17 protein-coding genes are annotated in these 17,110 nt (G+C 67.5%); 15 read left to right on the top strand and 2 right to left on the bottom strand.

Annotated elements, in window-relative coordinates; translation table 11 throughout:
* Window positions 1–147: 147 nt before the first annotated feature.
* The 7 genes from PQ455_RS03760 to PQ455_RS03730 all read left to right on the top strand — a co-directional run bounded on the left by PQ455_RS03760 (window position 148) and on the right by PQ455_RS03730 (window position 6,994).
* Window positions 148–1,167 carry an NAD(P)-dependent oxidoreductase gene (locus PQ455_RS03760; RefSeq protein ID WP_273689337.1) on the top strand — a complete coding sequence of 340 codons (1,020 nt, stop codon included), beginning with the start codon at window positions 148–150 and terminating at the stop codon, window positions 1,165–1,167.
* A complete protein-coding gene (locus PQ455_RS03755; RefSeq protein ID WP_273689335.1) occupies window positions 1,158–2,270 on the top strand; it encodes an alpha-hydroxy acid oxidase in 1,113 nt (370 codons plus the stop codon). The genes PQ455_RS03760 and PQ455_RS03755 overlap by 10 nt, the downstream gene beginning before the upstream one ends.
* Window positions 2,271–2,342: 72 nt before the next feature.
* Window positions 2,343–3,116 carry a class II aldolase/adducin family protein gene (locus tag PQ455_RS03750; protein ID WP_273689333.1) on the top strand — a complete coding sequence of 258 codons (774 nt, stop codon included), beginning with the start codon at window positions 2,343–2,345 and terminating at the stop codon, window positions 3,114–3,116.
* Window positions 3,113–4,450, top strand: coding sequence for an aromatic ring-hydroxylating oxygenase subunit alpha (locus PQ455_RS03745; protein WP_273689331.1), 1,338 nt, complete (start codon window positions 3,113–3,115; stop codon window positions 4,448–4,450). The genes PQ455_RS03750 and PQ455_RS03745 overlap by 4 nt, the downstream gene beginning before the upstream one ends.
* Window positions 4,447–4,932, top strand: a complete 486-nt coding sequence (locus PQ455_RS03740; RefSeq protein WP_273689330.1) for an aromatic-ring-hydroxylating dioxygenase subunit beta — start codon at window positions 4,447–4,449, stop codon at window positions 4,930–4,932. The genes PQ455_RS03745 and PQ455_RS03740 overlap by 4 nt, the downstream gene beginning before the upstream one ends.
* A gap of 11 nt (window positions 4,933–4,943) precedes the next feature.
* Window positions 4,944–6,188: an MFS transporter gene (locus PQ455_RS03735; protein ID WP_273689328.1), complete on the top strand. Its 1,245-nt coding sequence runs from the start codon at window positions 4,944–4,946 to the stop codon at window positions 6,186–6,188.
* Window positions 6,188–6,994, top strand: a complete 807-nt coding sequence (locus tag PQ455_RS03730) for a helix-turn-helix domain-containing protein (RefSeq protein WP_273689327.1) — start codon at window positions 6,188–6,190, stop codon at window positions 6,992–6,994. The genes PQ455_RS03735 and PQ455_RS03730 overlap by 1 nt, the downstream gene beginning before the upstream one ends.
* Before the next feature lie 154 nt (window positions 6,995–7,148).
* Here PQ455_RS03730 and PQ455_RS03725 read toward each other — a convergent pair whose 3' ends face one another.
* Window positions 7,149–8,330, bottom strand: coding sequence for an FAD-dependent oxidoreductase (locus PQ455_RS03725; RefSeq protein WP_273689325.1), 1,182 nt, complete (start codon window positions 8,328–8,330; stop codon window positions 7,149–7,151).
* 37 nt (window positions 8,331–8,367) lie between these two features.
* Window positions 8,368–8,655, bottom strand: coding sequence for a DUF1330 domain-containing protein (locus tag PQ455_RS03720; protein WP_273689323.1), 288 nt, complete (start codon window positions 8,653–8,655; stop codon window positions 8,368–8,370).
* 192 nt (window positions 8,656–8,847) lie between these two features.
* Here PQ455_RS03720 and PQ455_RS03715 point away from each other — a divergent pair, with 192 nt between their 5' ends.
* From PQ455_RS03715 to PQ455_RS03680, 8 genes are all read left to right on the top strand, one after another.
* On the top strand, window positions 8,848–9,582 hold the full coding sequence (locus PQ455_RS03715) for a maleate cis-trans isomerase family protein (protein WP_273689322.1): 735 nt from the start codon (window positions 8,848–8,850) through the stop codon (window positions 9,580–9,582).
* 11 nt (window positions 9,583–9,593) lie between these two features.
* The gene (locus PQ455_RS03710; protein ID WP_273689320.1) at window positions 9,594–10,508 is read left to right on the top strand and encodes a polysaccharide deacetylase family protein; all 915 of its coding nucleotides are present in this window, start codon (window positions 9,594–9,596) and stop codon (window positions 10,506–10,508) included.
* Window positions 10,508–11,398 carry an isocitrate lyase/PEP mutase family protein gene (locus PQ455_RS03705; protein WP_273689318.1) on the top strand — a complete coding sequence of 297 codons (891 nt, stop codon included), beginning with the start codon at window positions 10,508–10,510 and terminating at the stop codon, window positions 11,396–11,398. Before PQ455_RS03710 ends, PQ455_RS03705 begins: the two co-directional genes overlap by 1 nt.
* The gene (locus PQ455_RS03700; protein ID WP_273689316.1) at window positions 11,388–12,020 is read left to right on the top strand and encodes an isochorismatase family protein; all 633 of its coding nucleotides are present in this window, start codon (window positions 11,388–11,390) and stop codon (window positions 12,018–12,020) included. The genes PQ455_RS03705 and PQ455_RS03700 overlap by 11 nt, the downstream gene beginning before the upstream one ends.
* The gene (locus PQ455_RS03695) at window positions 12,017–13,345 is read left to right on the top strand and encodes an MFS transporter (protein WP_273689314.1); all 1,329 of its coding nucleotides are present in this window, start codon (window positions 12,017–12,019) and stop codon (window positions 13,343–13,345) included. The genes PQ455_RS03700 and PQ455_RS03695 overlap by 4 nt, the downstream gene beginning before the upstream one ends.
* A 21-nt stretch (window positions 13,346–13,366) precedes the next feature.
* Window positions 13,367–14,125: an SDR family NAD(P)-dependent oxidoreductase gene (locus tag PQ455_RS03690; RefSeq protein ID WP_273689312.1), complete on the top strand. Its 759-nt coding sequence runs from the start codon at window positions 13,367–13,369 to the stop codon at window positions 14,123–14,125.
* A 216-nt stretch (window positions 14,126–14,341) separates the two neighbouring features.
* A complete protein-coding gene (locus PQ455_RS03685) occupies window positions 14,342–16,486 on the top strand; it encodes a TonB-dependent receptor (RefSeq protein ID WP_273689310.1) in 2,145 nt (714 codons plus the stop codon).
* Between the two features lie 161 nt (window positions 16,487–16,647).
* Window positions 16,648–17,100, top strand: a complete 453-nt coding sequence (locus PQ455_RS03680) for a GreA/GreB family elongation factor (RefSeq protein WP_273689307.1) — start codon at window positions 16,648–16,650, stop codon at window positions 17,098–17,100.
* Window positions 17,101–17,110 lie beyond the last annotated feature (10 nt).

Below are 17,110 nucleotides of genomic sequence, written 5' to 3'. Positions count from 1 at the left end.
GGCCGGATACGGCTGTGCCCCAGACTCCTCCACCTAGCGGATAGCCTCGCCACAGCCTAAGGCTGCGCGTCTTATCGGCCGATAATATCCGGGCGTTCGCCTTTCAGCGTTCGCAGGAAAAGGGGAGAGAGGAAGATGGTGTCATCGATGAGCGCCGCGCCTCTCGACCCGTCGGCGGGCCGCACGGTGGCGGTGGTGTTCGACAAGCCGTTGCTGCGCACGATCTTCCGCCCCGCGATCGACGCGCTGGAGGCGGGCGGGGCCACCGTCCATCTCGTGGCCGCGCTCGACGCGATCGAGCCGGCGGTGCGGGCGGAGGCCGACGTGCTGATCGCGGCGGGGCATCTGGCGGTATCGGGCGACGATCTGGCCGACTGGCCGAAGCTGCGCGCGCTGGTGTCGCCCTTCACCGGCTTCGAGGGGTTCGACGCGCCCGGCGTCACCGCGCGCGGCATCCTGATCGCCAACGGGCAGGCGCGCGAAAACACCGAAAGCACGGCCGAGGCGACGATCTTGCTGATGCTCGCCGCCTGGTACGACCTGTCCGGAACCGAGGCCGTCCTCCGCCGCGACATTCCCCGCGCCATGCCGCCGCGCGCGCGGATGGTGGCGGGCAAGACGATCGGGATCATCGGCTATGGCGACATCGCCAAGGCGGTCGTGCGCAAGCTGGCGGGCTGGGGCGTCGATATCCTGATCCACACCCGCACCGTGCCGGATACGGCGCCCGAGGGCGTGCGCTTCGCCGCGCTCGACGAAGTGGTCGCCGCAGCCGACATCCTGATGGTGCTGGCCGCGCTCAACCCCTCGACCCGGCATATGTTCCATGCCGCGCGTCTGGCGCGGCTGAAACCCGACTGTCTGTTCGTCAACACCTCGCGCGGGGGGCTGGTGGACGAGGCGGCGCTGGCCGAAATCCTCGCCGCTCGGACCCAGATGCGCGCCGCGCTCGACGTGTTCGAGGTGGAGCCGCTGCCCGCCGACAGCCCGCTGCGCGATCTACCCAACGCCATCCTGACGCAGCACATGCTGAGCCATACGCGCGATTCGATCGAGGCGATGCCCAAGCTGTTGCTGGCCAATGTGCAGGCGGTGCTGGCGGGCGAGCTGCCGCCGTGCACGCGCAATCCGGAGATCGCGGAGGCTTGGGTCCAGCGGTGGTCCTGACCGGACCGGGCCTGCGCGCGGCCGCCCGCCGCCGCCTGCCCCGCTTCGTGTTCGACTTCATCGACGGCGGCGCCGGCGACGAGGGTGGCATCCGCCGCAACCGCGCCGCGCTCGACGCCGCGACCCTGCTGCCCCGCGCGCTGACCGGCATCGACGCGCCCGACCTGGGCGTCACCCTGTTCGGCGAGACCTATGCCGCGCCGTTCGCGGTGGCGCCGATGGGGCTCGCCAATCTGGTCGGGCCGGGCACCGACGCGGCGCTGGCCCGCGCGGCGGCGGCGGCAGGCATCCCCTATGCCCTCTCCACCGCCGCGACGACGAGCATGGAGACGCTGGCCCCCGTCGCCGGCCGATCGCTGTGGCTGCAACTCTATATCGGGCGCGATCCGGCGATCACCGAACATCTGATCGGCCGCGCCGAGGCGCTGGGGATCACGACGCTGATCGTGACCGTCGATACGCCCGTGCCGGGCCGCCGCCCGCGCGACGTGGCCAACGGCTTTTCCTTCCCGCCCCGCCCCCGGCCGCGCCTGCTGCTCGACATGGCGCTGCGGCCGCGCTGGGCGCTGACGATGGCGCGCGGCGGGGTGCCGGGCTTCCGCAACCTCGCCCCCTCCGCCCCGGCCGGCGGCGGATCGCTGATCGAGATGATGCGCGCGCAGAGCAGCGCCACGACAGACTGGGACACGATCGCCGCGCTCCGCCGCCGCTGGAAAGGCGCGCTGGTGGTGAAGGGCCTCCTCGACCCCGACGATGTGGTGCGCGCCGCCGGCCTCGGCGTGGACGGCGTGGTCGTCTCCAACCATGGCGGCCGGCAGCTGGCCAGCCTGCCCGCCGCGATCACCATGCTCCCCGCGATCCGCGCCGCCGTCGGCCCGGAATTCCCGCTGCTGGCGGATGGCGGCGTGACGAGCGGCGAGGATGTCGCGCGGCTGCTGGCGGCGGGGGCGACGATGGCGCTGGTCGGCAAGGCGATGCTCTATGCGGCGGCGCTAGGGCCGGGCGGGCCAGTCAAGCTGGTAGCCGGCATGCGCGACGATCTGCTCGGGGCGACCATTCAACTCGGCATCCACGACTGGCGCGAATATCCATCTGGTGGATAAATAGGAGGCGCGTTACCCGTTAGGCGGAGAAATCGGCACATCGGTTTCGATCGACCACCGGAGCCCGCCCTCATGTCCACCCCCGACCCCGCGACCGTCGCCCGCCGCGAGATGCTGCCGGGCGAATGGCAGGTGCGGGTCGAGCTGGCCGCCGCCTATCGCATCCTCGCGCTGGAGGGGCTGGACGACGGTATCTGGAACCACCTGTCCTGCGCCATCCCCGGCACCGATCATTTCCTGCTGAAGCCGCATGGCCTGCTCTTCTGCGAGGTGACCGCCAGCAATCTGATCGTCGTCGCTCTGGATGGCGCGCTGATCCGGGGCGAGGGGATGTGGGAGCCGACCGCCTTCACCATCCACTCGCGGGTCCATGCCGCCTTCCCCGATCTGCCCTGCGTGATGCACCTCCACCCGCCGCACGCCACGGCGCTGGCCTGCGCGGAGGAGAATCGCCTGCTGCCGCTCAGCCAGGATTGCCTTCGCTTCATCGGCCGGCTTGGCTATTTCGACGAATATGGCGGCCTCGCCCTCGCCCCCGAAGAGGGCAACCGGATGGTGGCGGCGCTGGCCGGCAACACCACCTTGATGATGGCCAACCACGGCGTGCTGACCACCGGCCGCACCGTCGCCGAGGCGCTGTACGACATGCATTATATCGAGGTCGCCTGCGCCGCGCAGGCCCTCGCGGTCCAGAGCGCGATCGGCGGGCGGGTGCGCCTCGTCGATCCCGAGACCGCCGCCCTCACCCACGCCCAGATCAACCGCAATCGCCTGAAGGATGCCACGATGCACCTCGCCGCGCAGATGCGCCTGCTCGACCGCGCCGGATCGGATTACGCCCGGTGAACGCGATCATCGACAAACTGGTGGTCGATCGCCCCGAGGACGGGCTGTTCAAGGTCCACCGCGACGTTTTCACCTCGCCCGAAATCTTCGATCTGGAGATGACCCACATCTTCGAGCGGACGTGGGTGTTCCTCGCCTTCGAGGGGCAGGTGGCAAGGCCGAACGATTATATCGCCAGCTGGATCGGCCGCCAGCCGGTGCTGGTGACGCGCGACAAGGCCGGCACGCTCCACGGTTTCCTCAACAGTTGCCGCCACAAGGGCGCGCGGCTGACGACACGCGAATGCGGCAATTCCCGCCTGTTCGTCTGCCCCTATCACAGCTGGAGCTATGCGCCGGACGGCAAGCTGAAGAGCGTGAAGGACAAATCCACCGGCCACCTGCCGCCGCAGTTCGATGGCGAGGATTATGATCTGGCGCCGCTCGCCCGCCTGGAAAGCTATCGCGGGCTGATCTTCGGCAGCCTTTCGGCCGACGTGCCGCCGCTGGCCGACTATCTGGGCGGGGCGCGCGCGCTGATCGATCTGGTGATGGATCAGGGCGCGAACGGCATGGAGCTGGTGCCGGGCCGCACCGTCTACACCTATGGCGCCAATTGGAAGATGCAGGTCGAGAACGGGATGGACCCCTATCACCTGACCTCGGCGCACCAGAGCTTCATGCAGATCGTGACCCAGCGCAACGCCCGCGCATCCGACCTGTCGAAGATCCGCTCGCGCGATTTCAGCCGCAGCGTGGGGGCGGAGGCGGGCGCGCTCCAGTTCAGTCACGGCCATGGCGCGGTGTGGATCACCAACATGACGCCCGAGCAGAAGCCGCTCTACGACGATATCGAGGCGCTGGTGGCGCGGGTCGGCGCGCACCGGGCGCAGTGGATGCTCAACTTCCGCAACCTCGTGCTGTTCCCGAACGTGCAGCTGGCGGACAGTGAATCGCTGATCCTGCGGGTGATCCGCCCGATCGACGTGAACACCACCGAGATGCGGATGTTCTCGCTCGCCCCCATCGGCGAGCCGGCCGAGAGCCGCGCGCTGCGCATCCGCCAGCATGAGGATTTCTTCAACGTCTCGGGCCTCGCCACGCCCGACGACACGGCGATCTATGAGGAAATGCAGGCGGGGCTGGCGGCGACGGGCGCCGGCTACCAGCGCGGCTACGATCGCGGCGCGACCTTGCTGGGCGACGGCGCCGATGCGGCGGCGGCGGGCGCGGGGATCGCGGCCGACGCCTCGCTGACCGGCCCGTTCAAGCTCCAGAGCGAGATGCAATATCAGCCGATCTACCGCGAGTGGAAGCGGCTGATGGCGCCCGCTTTCGAGGGAGTCGCGGCGTGAGCGACGACCAGCGGATCGCGCAGGCGATCGACACAATCTATCGCGAGGCCGACCTGCTCGATCGGCGCCAGTGGCAGGATTGGCTCGCGCTCTACGCGCCCGATTGCACCTATTGGGCGCCCTCGTGGATCGACGAGGACCGGATGAGCGCCGATCCCATGCGGGAGATTTCGCTGATCTATTATGCGGGGCGCGAGGGGCTGGAGGATCGCGTGCAGCGCATCACCTCGGGCCGGTCGCTTGCCTCCGATCCGCTGCCGCGCACGATCCACGCGATCAGCAACGCGCGCGGCACGATATCGGGCGAGGATGTGACGATCGCCTCCAACTGGGCGGTCGACAGCTACGATCTGCGCAACGACCGGGTCACGCGGCTGTTCGGCCGCTATGAACATGTCATCCGCCGGGGGGTGATCGCGGCCAAGCGCATCGAGGTGATGAACGCGCGCCTGCCCTCGATCATCGACATCTACTCGATCTGAAGGATTTGGGCGTGGGGCCAGCGAACCGCAGCGATTTCATCGACGAGGCCCGCGGCGGGGGCTGGAAAATCCTCCTCGGCGCCTTCCTCGGCAGCGCGCTCAGCGTGTCGGCGGTGCCCTTCTATTCGCTCGGCGTGCTGGCCGGGCCGATCGCGGCGGAATTCGGCTGGAGCCGGGGCGCGATCCAGGCGAGCCTGGCCTTCTCGATGATCGGCATGGTGCTGGCCGCCGTGCCGACCGGCTGGCTGACCGATCGCTATGGCGCGCGGGCGATGGCGGCGATCGGCTTGGGCCTGCTGGCGGTGGTGCTGGTGCTGCTGGGTCTGGCCGGGCCGAGCCTGCCGATGTGGTATGGCCTGTGGGTGGCGATGTCGCTGCTCGCCTCGGGATCGACCGCGATCACCTGGACGCGCGGCGTCTCCGACTGGTTCGTGAAGAGCCGGGGGCTGGCGCTGGGCCTCACCCTGATGGGCAACGGCTTCACCGCCGTCGTCGCCCCGCCGCTGGTGACGGCGCTGGTGGCGAGCCATGGCTGGCGCTCGGCCTATTTCGTGCTGGCGGCCGCCGTGATCGTGCTGGGCCTGATCCCCACCCTCCTGTTCTTCCGCGAACGGCCGACGACGCGGGCCAAAGCGCATGAGGATCTGCCCGGCCTCACCCTGCGTGAAGCCGTCGGCGGCTATCGCATGTGGCTGGTCTCGATCGCCTTCGTGTTCCTGTCGTTCGGCGTGGCGGGGTCAATCCCCAATCTGGTGCCGCTCATCACGGATCGGGGTTTCTCGGCCATGGAGGCAGCGGGCTTTGCCAGCTTGATCGGCATTTCGGTGATCGCCGGCCGGGTCGGCACCGGCTGGTTGCTCGATCGCTTCTGGGCGCCGGGCGTGGCGGCGGCGATCCTGCTGCTGCCGATCGGCGGGTGCCTGCTGCTCGCCTCGCCCGATGTCGGCCCGGCGATGATCGGCTTCGCGGTGGTCGCGATCGGGCTGACCGCCGGCATGGAATTCGACATGATGGGCTTCCTGTGCGCCCGCTATTTCGGCTTCCGCAATTACGGCAAGATCTTCTCGGCGCCGTGGATCGGCTTCGCGCTGGGCGCCGCCGTCGGCGCGGCCGCCTTCGGCAAGATCCGCGACGCCACCGGCTCCTACGTGCCGGTGCTGCTGGTGACGGCGGGCACCTTCGCGGTGGCGGCCCTTCTCCTCCTGATGCTCGGCCGCTATCCCCGCTTCGAGGCGACGACGGAGGCAGCCCGCTGATGCTCGATCAGGACAGCAATGGCGTCCCCATCCGCGCCGTCAGCCGCGCTATCGCGGTGTTGCAGGCGATCAACCGCGCTGGCTCCGCCAACATGACGACCATCGCCCAGCTATCGGGCGTGCCCTACCCCACCGCCTGCCGGCTGGTCGAAACCCTGATCCACGAGGGCATGGTCGAGCGGGAGACGGGCCGTAAATATTATCGCCCGGCGGCGCTGGTACAGACGCTCAGCCACGGTTTCCAGGGCTACAGCCGCTGGGTTTCCGGCGCGCGGCCGCATCTGGAGGCGCTGACCCGCGAAATCCTGTGGCCGGTGTCGTTCGTCACCCGCGTCGGCCATGCGATGGTGGTGCGCGATTCGACGCACAGCCTGACCTCGCTGACCTTCAATCATTATCATCCCGGTTTCTCGCTGCCGATCCTCACCTGCGCGTCAGGGCTGGTCTACCTCTCCTTCGCGCCGCCCGAGGAGCGGCAGATATTGATCGACGGGCTGAAGCTGGCCGAGGGCATCGACCGCGAGGCGCTGGTGATGTTCGAGAACGACTATCTGCCGCAGAAGATCAGGAGCGACGGCTTCGCCATCCACGTGCGCAACCCGCACACGCTCAATCCGGGCAAGACCTCGTCGATCTCGGTGCCCCTGTTCGATGGCGAGCTGCTGGCGGGGACGCTGACCCTGGTATTCTTCTCGACCGCGATGCGGCCGGGGGACGCCGCGCGCCAATTCTTCGCCTCGCTCAGCCGCACCGCGCGGGCGATCGAGGATAGCTGGGGGCGGACCCCGGTGGCGGCGAACGGGTGAGGCCGCGCCTTTAATCCGTGCGCAACCCCAGCCCGTTCGTGCTGAGCGAAGTCGAAGCACGTGCGACCGGACGCAGCGCCTGGGGCACGTCCTTCGACTACGCTCAGGACGAACGGAGAGAGGGGGCCGATCACCAATCGCGACCGGCCGCCCATCACCCGATCTCCGCTTCCCGCGCGCGGCTGTCGTACATCGACTGGCGCAGCAGGTGGTTGCGGCGCTTGACCGGATCGGCCAGCACCTCCTCGAACTTGGCCTGCCGCTGATCGGCATCGAGCATGTCGGCCTTGTTCTGGATCGTCTGCGCCTGGACGAATTCGTGCATGATCGTGCGGCGCTGGCGATCATATTGCTCGAACAGCGGGGCATAAGCCTCGCCGCCCAGGATCACCCGCTTTAACTTGTCGGTCAGGTTCCAGGCGTCGTGCAGACCGCTGTTCATGCCGAAGCCGCCGAGCGGATTGTTGAGGTGGGCGGCGTCGCCCATCAGCAGCACCCGGCCATGATCGTAGCGCGACACGACCCGCTGGTGGACGCGATAGATGGTACGGTGGTGCGTCTGGATGGCGCTCGCGTCGATGCCGAGCAGGCCGCCGAACACTTCGTTCTTCTTGGCGTCGCTCAGCAATTCCTCGTCCGATTTCTCGGGATCGGCGGGCACCAGCAGGCGCCACAGGCCCGGCACGCGCAGCAGCACATACCATTCCTCGGCATCGGCGACGTAGCTGACGTTGGCGAGGCCGGGGAAATGCTGCTCGACGGGATAATCGGTCGAGAGCGTCAGGAATTTCTCGGGGTAGGTGAAGCCATCGAACGGCACGCCGATCAGCTTGCGGACAAGCGAATTGGCGCCGTCCGCGCCCAGCAGGAAATCGGCGCGGTAGGTGGCGGTGCCGTGCGCCGTCTCGCAGGTGGCGGTGACGCCGTCTGCATCCTGCTCGAACCAGATGATCCGCTGGCCGAAACGGGTGCGGCCGGCCAGTTCGGGCTGATCGGTCGCGGTGGCGACGATCTTGAACTGCTCGCATTGCAGCCGATAGGGGTGGGCCGAGATATCGGCCAGTTCGCCCATATCGAACGACAGCACCCCGCCCGAACGGCGGTTGCGATATTGATAGACCGGCGCGCGCAGGCCCTGCGCCTCCAGCTCCGGCAGCAGCCCCCAATCCTCTAGCATCTGAAGCGTCGGCGGGTGGATGGTCGAGGCGCGCATGTCCTGCGGGATGGCATTGGCCGCTTCGACCAGCACGACATCGATGCCCGCCTTGGCCAGCACATAAGCCGCGACCGCGCCGACCGGGCCGGCGCCGGCGATCAGAACCTGGGTTCTTTCCATTATCTTTCCGTATGTCTGAGGGTCGCGGGAGGGGCGATCAGCCTTCGATCAGCCGCATGACAACCACCGCCGCGCCGACCCGATTGGCCGCCGCCGCGCGATATTCCGCCGATCCGATATAGCCGCGCGCCGCGTCCGCGTCGGGAAAGCGGGTGACGACCACCCGCTCGCCGACAATGCCGTCGCCTTCCAGCACCTCGGCCACCGGGCCGCGCACCAGCGGCTCGCCGCCGAACTTCTCGCTGAGGCCGGCGATCGCCGCGCCATAGGTCTTGAACTTGTCCTGATCCAGGATGGTGACGGTCGCCACGATATAGGCCGGCATCGTCTGTCTCCCCCGTTTGCTGATCCTGAAACTAGGCGGGACGGCGACCAACGCGATGCGATGGCCGACTTTTCTCCACCTGCCGGAAAAGCCGCAGGGTCGCCCTCATGCCGCCCCACGGCGGGCGCATAGATCGCGTATCAGATTGCAACGTGTGAGGACGGGCCGGTGGTCGATTCGCTTGGAAGCCGAATGAAGTTCGCGGTGGTGGCGCCCTCCACCAACACCAGCGTGGAGCCGGAATATGCGGCGATGCAGCCGCGTAACGTCACCAACCACTTTTCCCGCATCGCCATTCCCGACACGAAGGTGACGGACGACGACAGTTTCATGGTGATGCTGCAATCGATCCGCGACGCCACGTTCGACGCGGTCGACGTGTCGATGTCGATGGAGCCGGGCTGCGTCATCATGGGCATGTCGGCCGAAACCTTCTGGGACGGGGCCGAGGGCGCCGACCGGCTCCACAAGAAGATGCTGGAGCGCACCGGCGGCGTGCCCGTCATCATGGGATCGACCGCCGTGGACGCCGCGATCAAGGCTTATGAAAGCGGCGGAAAGCCCATCAGGAAAATCGGCATCATCACCCCCTACATGCCGGTGGGCGACGCCAACGTGAAGAAATTCTTCGAGGATCAGGGCTATGAGGTGGTCAACCTCGTCGGCCTGAAATCCCCCTCCCCCATGCTGATCGCGCACGAGAGCAAGCAGACCCTGAAGCGCGCCGCGATCGAAGTGTCCGAAGGCGTCGACGCGATCATTCAGGCGGGCACCAATCTCGCCTTCGCCGAGGTCGCCGCCGCCGCCGAATTCTGGCTGGAAAAGCCGGTGATCGCGATCAACACCGCGACCTATTGGCATGCTCTCCGATCCATGGGCATCGCCGATCAGATGGACGGCTTCGGCCGCCTGCTCTCCGAGTATTGAGGAGTATCCCGATGGAATATGATTACGTCCCCCTGCCCGACCGCCAGCCGCTGAAGTGGCCGAACGGCGCGCGGGTCGCGCTGATCCTGACGTTCAATCTGGAGACGTGGGATCTCACCAAGGATACGCCCAAGCCTTATTATGCCGGCGGCCCCGCGATCCTGCCGGATATCCTGCCCGGCCATACGCCCGATTTCCCGAACTACAGCTGGCGCGAATATGGCCAGCGGGTCGGCATCTGGCGGCTGATCGACCTGTTCGACAAGCTGGGCGTGAAGGCCAGCTGCACCACCAACGCCGTCACCTTCGAGCGCCGCCGCCAGATGACCGACGCGGTGCTGGAGCGCGGCTGGGAATTGCTCGCCCACAATTGGGAGCAGGGCGAGCTGCTGACCGATTATGCGCTCGATCCGGCCAAGGAGCGCGAGATCGTTCTCCGCACGCTCGACGCGTTCGAGAAGCATACCGGCCGCAAGTCCAAGGGCTGGCTCTCCTCCTCGCTGCGCGGCACGCTCCAGACGGCCGACATCCTCGCCGAGCAGGGCTGCACCTTCTACTGCGACATCATGAACGACGATCAACCGTATCTGTTGCGGACGCCCAACGGCCCGATCGTCTCGACGCCCTACTCGAATGAAATCAACGATTTCACCTTCATCACCCGCAAGAATTTCACCACCGACCAGTTCGCCCAGGCGCTGATCGAGGAATTCGACGTGCTGTATGAGGAAGGCGAGACCAGCGGGCGGATCATGAACGTCGGCCTGCACCCGCACGTCGCCGGCCGCGCGCACCGCATCCGCGCCATCCGCGAGTTCATCCAGCACGTCCAGTCCAAGACCGGCGTATGGTGGGCGACCCGCGAGGAAATCGCCGACTGGTATCTCGCCAACCACGAGAGCCACATTGCGGGCCAGCTCGGCTGATGGCGGCGGCGGGCGGCCATGTCGCGGCGCTGCGATCGCTGATCGCGGCGGACGAGCATGGCCGCCGCACTTTGATGTCGGTGCCGGGTTGCTGGGATGGGCTGACCGCGTTGCTGATCGAGCAGGCGGGCTTTCCGGCCGCCTTCCTGAGCGGGGGTGCGCTGTCGATGGCGCGGCTCGGCCGGCCCGATATCGGCCTGACGACGATGGGCGAGGCGGCCGATGCGGTGGCCATGATCCGCGACCGGATCGCCATTCCGCTGATCGTCGACGGCGATACGGGCTTCGGCAACGCGCTCAACATGCAGCGCACCGTGCGAAGTTTCGAGCGGGCCGGGGCCAGCGCGATCCAGATCGAGGATCAGGTGTTTCCGAAACGCTGCGGCCATATGGCGGGCAAGGCCGTGGTGCCGATCGCCGAGGCGGTCGGCAAGGTCCGCGCGGCGGTGGATGCACGCACCGACATGCTGGTGATCGCCCGCACCGACGCGGTCGGCCCCGAGGGGATCGGCGCCGCGATGGACCGGGCGGAAGCCTATCTGGAGGCGGGCGCCGACCTGCTCTTCATCGAGGGGCCGCGCGATCTGGCCGCTACGCAGGCCGTCGCGAACCGCTTCGCCGCGCGGGTGCCCTTGGTCCACAATCTCGTCGAGGGCGGGGTCTCCGCCACCAAATCCGGCGCGGAGCTGGAGGCGATGGGTTTCGCCATCGCCATCCACCCTCTGCTGCTGATGCACGGCCTCGTCGCGCAGGCGCCCGGCCTGCTGGCGCATCTCGCCGCGCACCGATCGACCGAGGGGTTGGGCGACGCCATCGCCGATCTCGCCACCATGAACCGCATCACCGGGGCGGCCGCGCTGCTGGCCGAGGGGGATAGTTATGCCGGATGATCTCGACACGGATTATGCCGCCGCCGGCTTCGGCGGGCGGCTCGCCTTCGGCCGGCGGCCGGTGTTGCTGATCGTCGATGTGGTGATGGCCTATCTCGATCCCGCCTGCCCGCTCTACGCCGGGGTGGAGGATGCGCTGGCCTCCAACGAGCGGCTGGCGGCGGCGGCGCGCACGGCGGGCGTGCCGGTGATCTTTACCAACATCGAATATGACGCGGGCGGCGCGGATGGAGGCATGTTCTTCAAGAAGGTGCCGGCGCTGAAAGCCTTTCTGAAGGGCTCGCCCGACGGCGCCTTTCCGCCGACGCTCCAGCCGGAACCGGGCGAGATGATCGTCTCCAAGAAATATCCTTCCGCCTTCTTCGCCACCCCGCTCGCCTCGACGCTCCATGCCATGCAGGTCGATACGGTGTTGCTGACGGGCTATTCCACCTCCGGCTGCGTCCGCGCCTCGGCGCTCGACGCGCTGTGCCACGGCTTCGCCCCCTTCGTGATCCGCGAAGCCTGCGGCGACCGCGACGCGCGGCCGCACGAACAGAACCTCTTCGATATGGCCGCCAAGATGGCCGAGGTGATCTCGGAAGCCGACGCCATCGCCGCGATGCGGGTGCTGGCGAAGTGACCGGCCCGGCGGGCGCCTTCCACCTCAAACTGCGCCATTATCTGTCCTACGGCGTGGGGCAGATCGGCAATCAGGTGATGCGCGACGTGCCGGGCGCGATGCTGCTGTTCTACATGACGAACGCGCTGTCGATCCCGCCTTCCTACGCCGGCCTCGCCATCCTGATCCCCAAGCTGTGGATCATCATCGCCGATCCGATGGTGGGGATGCTCTCCGATCGCACGCATACCCGCATCGGCGCGCGCAAGCCCTATCTGATCGGCGGGTCGCTGATCTCGGGCCTCACCTTCATGCTGCTGTTCAGCGTGCCGGTGCCCGATAGCGAGGCGCTGCGCGCATTGCTGATCGGCACGCTCTACTGGCTGCTGTCGACGGCCTTCTCTTTCTACTCGGTGCCCTATCTCACCCTGGCGTCGGAGCTGGGGGACGAGCCCTATCAGCGCACCAAGGCGCTCGCCTTCCGCCAGTATTTCGGGCTGGCGGGCGTACTGGCGGGGCTGTCGGTGGCCCCGTGGCTGATCGCGCTGATGGGCGGCACGCGCAGCGGCTACGCGCTGATGGGCGTGGCGTTGGGCACGCTCATCCTGGTCACGACGATGCTCACCGCCATCTTCGTGCCCGTCCGCCAGCCCGCGCGGACCGCGCCGCCGCCGGGGAATATCCTCGTCCAGATGCGCTCGGCCTTCCGGCACCGGCCGTTCCGCATCATCTTCCTCGCGTCCGCCGCCCAACTGTTCGGCTTCGGCTTCCATTCGTCGGGAATGGTCTATTTCATCGTCTATTTCCTGAAGCTGCCGCTCACCACCGTCAGCGGCTTCATCCTCGCCTCGGTCGCGGGCGCGGCGATCGGCCAGCCTTTGTGGGTGATGCTGGCCAAGCGCCACCGCACGATCGTCGCCTATCGCTGGGCGACCGGCTGGTATGGCCTGGCGCACCTGCTCTGCCTGTTCCTGTCGCCCGGCGACCAGTGGATCTTCTACGCGATCGGCCTGTTCGGCGGGGTCGGCACCTGTGGCCTCACCCTCCTGTCCTTCGCCATGCTGGTCGAGACGATCGGGCTCGACGGGCCGGATTCCCCACGCAAGGGACTCTTCACCTCGGCCTATACCGCGATGGAGAAAGCGATGCTGGCGTGCGGCAGCTTCGGGGTCGCGGCCGTCCTGTCGCTCGCCGGCTTCGTGCGCGGCGGGGGTGACGTGATCCAGCCGGCCAGCGTCTCGTCCGGGGTCGCCTGGGCCTATGTCGGCGGGCCGGCGGCGATGATGATCGTCGCGATCTTCATTCTCTCCACCTATGACCCGCGCCGGGCGCCCGCCCCCGCCTGAACTTTCCCGAAAGGACCGAACATGGGTGATTTCACCGGCCAGACGATCGTCGTCACGGGCGGCAGCGGCGGGCTGGGCCGCGCCATCGCCACCGCCTTCGCGGGACAGGGCGGCCGGGTCGTCGTCGCCGACCTCGACCTCCCCGCCGCCGAAGCCGTCGCCGCATCGCTGGAAGGCGCGGTCGCCCACCCGCTCGACGTGACCGACGAAGCCTCGTGGGATGCGCTGCTCGACCGGGTCGATGCGGACCTCGGCGGGCTCGACGTGCTGGTGAACAATGCCGGCATCTTCGTGCCCAATATCCCGTTCGAGGATATGAGCCTCGACCTGTGGCGCCGCCACATCGCGGTCAATTTGGACGGCACCTTCCTCGGCTGCCGCCAGGCAATCCGGCGGATGAAGGGGCGCGGCAAGGGCGCGATCGTCAACATGGGATCGGGCATGTCGATCCGCGCCAACCCGCTCGCCAGCGCCTATTGCGCCTCCAAGGCGGGCGTGTTGATGACGACCCGCACCGCCGCCCACGCCGCGGGCAAATACGGCATCCGCGTAAATTGCGTGCTGCCCGGCCCGGTCCACACCGCGATGCTGATGGGCAATGTCGCCCCCGGCGGCGACGAGGATGCGTTTCTGACGCGGATGCTCGGCAACAGCCCGATGGGCGTGATGGCCAGCCCCGAGGATATCGCGGCGGGCGTTGTATTCCTCGCCTCCCCCGCCGCGAAAGCCATCACCGGCGTCCATCTCCCCGTCGATGGCGGCAACATGCCGGGCGGGTAACCCCCACTATCCACTGGATGGAGAGAATTTCGAGTCCATGAGCGGATCGCCCTGATTCGGGTCACTCTGCAATCATCCGGTCACACTTGGGGCCATCGACCATGGGAAGTATTCCCGGCGATGGCCGAGGCAGGGGTGAGTGGGGGGAAGAGAAATATAAGCTCGGTCGGGGTCGAGGGTAACTGAATCGCCGGGTGTTACCAAAGGGGATAAAGCATGTTCCGGAGCCTTTTGCTCGCGACCGTCGCGGCGGCATCATTTTCGACTTCAGCTTACGCGCAGACCGCGCCGGTTCCGGCGGTGGATGACACCGAGAACCAGGAGATCACGGTCACCGCGACCCGCCGCGAGACTTCGCTGCAACATACGCCGGTCACCGTTTCGGCGCTCTCCGCCAACGATCTGGTGAAGCTGGCGATCACCCGCGTCGACCAGATCGCCGCGACCGTCCCCAATTTCTACGTCGCCCCCGGCGTGGCCAACAGCTCGACCGTCTCGGTCTCGATGCGCGGCCGTGGCGACAATTCGGGCGGCTTCGGCATCACCGAACAGCCGGTGAGCTTCTATTTCGACGACGTCTATCAGGCGCGCCCCTCCTCGGTGAATTCCGAGTTCACCGATATCGAGCGGATCGAAGTGCTGCGCGGGCCGCAGGGCACCCTGTTCGGCCGCAACTCGATGACGGGCGCGGTCAACATCATCTCGGCCACGCCGGGTGACACGGTGAAGGGCAATGCCGGCATCAGCTACGGCAATTACCAGACCGTCCGCCTGCGCGGCGCCATCGCGGCACCGCTCGTCAAGGGCGCGCTCGCCGCCTCGATCGCCGGCGTCTACACCGACATGGGCAAGGGCTATATCAAGCAGATCCCGACCGGCGGCACCACCGACCGGCGCGATTTCTGGGGCCTGCGCGGCAAGCTGCATTATTACGGCTCGGAGCATTGGGACGCGAACCTGACGGTCAGCCACACCGACAGCAAGAATGACGGCTTCGTCGCGACGCCGATCAACAACGCCACGCTGAAGCCCTTCACCGGCGACTATCTCACCACCCGCACCCCGCTCGACAGCGCCGGCAGCACCGAGATCACCTCGGCCAGCCTGCACGTGAAGGGCGAATATGATGCCTTCACCGTCAAGAGCATCACCGGCTGGTCCAAGACCAAGGATTATTGGAACGTCGACCTGTCGGGCGGCGTGCTGCGCCCCAACGGCCAATATGTCACCGGCTTCAACCGGGTCAGCGACATCAGCCAGGAGCAGTTCAGCCAGGAATATCAGATCTTCGGCGACGCCTTCGACGGCAAGCTGGACTGGATCGGCGGCCTCTATTTCTTCAAGGAAGGCGTGAGCCAGGAGATCGCAGACAGGACCTTCATCCCGACCACCGCGATCTTCACCAACTCGCGGCTCGGCTATCACGCCGACACCCGCTCGATCGCCGGCTACGCCCAGCTCAACTACAAGCTGACGTCGAAGCTGGAGCTGCTGGTCGGCGGCCGCTACACCGACGAGAAGAAGAAGATCCGCGGCTTCGTCAATCCGGCGACGCCTTATTCGGACGACACCAGCTTCAACGCCTTCACGCCGAAATTCGGCCTGAACTATCAGGCGACCGACAACCTCTTCCTCTACGGCTCGATCTCGAAGGGCTTCCGTTCGGGTGGCTATACCGCCGGCGCGACCAGCCCGGTGGTGGCCGCGGCCCCCTTCGGGCCGGAGGGCCTGTGGGCCTATGAAGTGGGCTTCAAGTCCGACCTGTTCGATCGCAAGGTGCGCTTCAACGTCGCGGCCTTCGTCAACGACTTCAAGGATCTGGTCATCAGCGCCTTCGTGCCCGGCACCGCCGTTCTGGTGCAGGACAACGGCCTGTCCGAGCGGGTTTACGGCATCGAGGCGGAGCTGAACATCAAGCCGGTGCGCGGGCTGGACATCTTCTTCAACGGCGGCCTCCAGGACGAGACCAAGGTGAAGGCGATCCCGGGCGCGCAGCTGCCGACCAACCTGAAGCGCAACGCGGTGGTGCCCTATTATTCGGGCATGACCGGCTTCCGCTACGAACTGCCGATCCAGGCGGTGGGCGCGAACACCGTGCGCTTCGGCGGCGACTTCATCTTCCGCGACAAGATGTACGCCAACATCAACAACCTGCCCGTCACCCACACCTCGACGATCCAGGAATTCAACGCCGAGGTGGCGCTGGTCTCCGACGCGGGCTGGCAGGTGAGCGTCGCCGGCCGCAACCTGGCCAACCGCCAGCAGTGGAAGAACGGCATCGGCCTGGCCTTCATCAACAGCTACGCGCGCCAGGCCGTGGAACCCCGCACCTACCGCGTGGAATTCTCCTACCGCTTCTGATCTGCCCCGATCGGAAACGGGACGCCCCGGCGATGGCTCGCAGGAGCCGCAGCCGGGGCGTCTTGCTGTTTGGCCTGAAATCCTCCCTGACCGAGAGGATTTCAGGCCGCTTGCCCCCGCGCCTCCTTCGCCCCATCTGGAGGGCGAAGGAGAGCGATACCGTGAGCGTGGCGTTTCGTCGGGAAAGCGACGAGGAACATAAGGAACCCAAGTTCGAGCTGCCGATCCCGGCCGGCCCGAACTATGTCACCCCGCGCGGGCAGACGCTGATCGTCGAGAAGGTCGCCGCGCTGGAGGCCGCGCTCGCCTCCGCCGAGGAGGCCGCGCGCGAGGAGATTGCCCGCGACCTGCGCTACTGGCGCACCCGCCAGGCCACCGCATTGCCCGCCCCCACGCCGGCCGAGGACGAAGCCGGCATCGGCTCCCGCGTCCGCTTCCGCCTCGACGGCCGCGAACGCGAGATCGGGATCGTCGGCGACGACGAGGCCGATCCGGCCGAGGGCCTCATCGCCTTTTCCGCCCCACTCGCCCGCGCGATGATGGGCGCGATGGCGGGGGAGCATGTCGATTTCGGCGGGCGCCGCGAGGCGATCGAGGTGCTGGCGGTCGCCTGACGCCGCCTGC

Origin of the sequence: Sphingomonas naphthae, from assembly GCF_028607085.1 — a bacterium.
Lineage (GTDB): Bacteria > Pseudomonadota > Alphaproteobacteria > Sphingomonadales > Sphingomonadaceae > Sphingomonas_Q > Sphingomonas_Q naphthae.
This window is presented reverse-complemented; position numbering and strand designations above follow the sequence as displayed.

What these genes read in the sequence shown, in the direction of transcription:
- PQ455_RS03750 (WP_273689333.1), top strand. Translation starts at nt 2,343, where the DNA reads ATGTCCACCCCCGACCCCGCGACCGTCGCCCGCCGCGAGATGCTGCCG.
- PQ455_RS03685 (WP_273689310.1), top strand. Translation starts at nt 14,342, where the DNA reads ATGTTCCGGAGCCTTTTGCTCGCGACCGTCGCGGCGGCATCATTTTCG.
- PQ455_RS03760 (WP_273689337.1), top strand. Translation starts at nt 148, where the DNA reads ATGAGCGCCGCGCCTCTCGACCCGTCGGCGGGCCGCACGGTGGCGGTG.
- PQ455_RS03725 (WP_273689325.1), bottom strand. Translation starts at nt 8,330, where the DNA reads ATGGAAAGAACCCAGGTTCTGATCGCCGGCGCCGGCCCGGTCGGCGCG.
- PQ455_RS03690 (WP_273689312.1), top strand. Translation starts at nt 13,367, where the DNA reads ATGGGTGATTTCACCGGCCAGACGATCGTCGTCACGGGCGGCAGCGGC.
- PQ455_RS03710 (WP_273689320.1), top strand. Translation starts at nt 9,594, where the DNA reads ATGGAATATGATTACGTCCCCCTGCCCGACCGCCAGCCGCTGAAGTGG.
- PQ455_RS03720 (WP_273689323.1), bottom strand. Translation starts at nt 8,655, where the DNA reads ATGCCGGCCTATATCGTGGCGACCGTCACCATCCTGGATCAGGACAAG.
- PQ455_RS03700 (WP_273689316.1), top strand. Translation starts at nt 11,388, where the DNA reads ATGCCGGATGATCTCGACACGGATTATGCCGCCGCCGGCTTCGGCGGG.
- PQ455_RS03715 (WP_273689322.1), top strand. Translation starts at nt 8,848, where the DNA reads ATGAAGTTCGCGGTGGTGGCGCCCTCCACCAACACCAGCGTGGAGCCG.
- PQ455_RS03730 (WP_273689327.1), top strand. Translation starts at nt 6,188, where the DNA reads ATGCTCGATCAGGACAGCAATGGCGTCCCCATCCGCGCCGTCAGCCGC.
- PQ455_RS03705 (WP_273689318.1), top strand. Translation starts at nt 10,508, where the DNA reads ATGGCGGCGGCGGGCGGCCATGTCGCGGCGCTGCGATCGCTGATCGCG.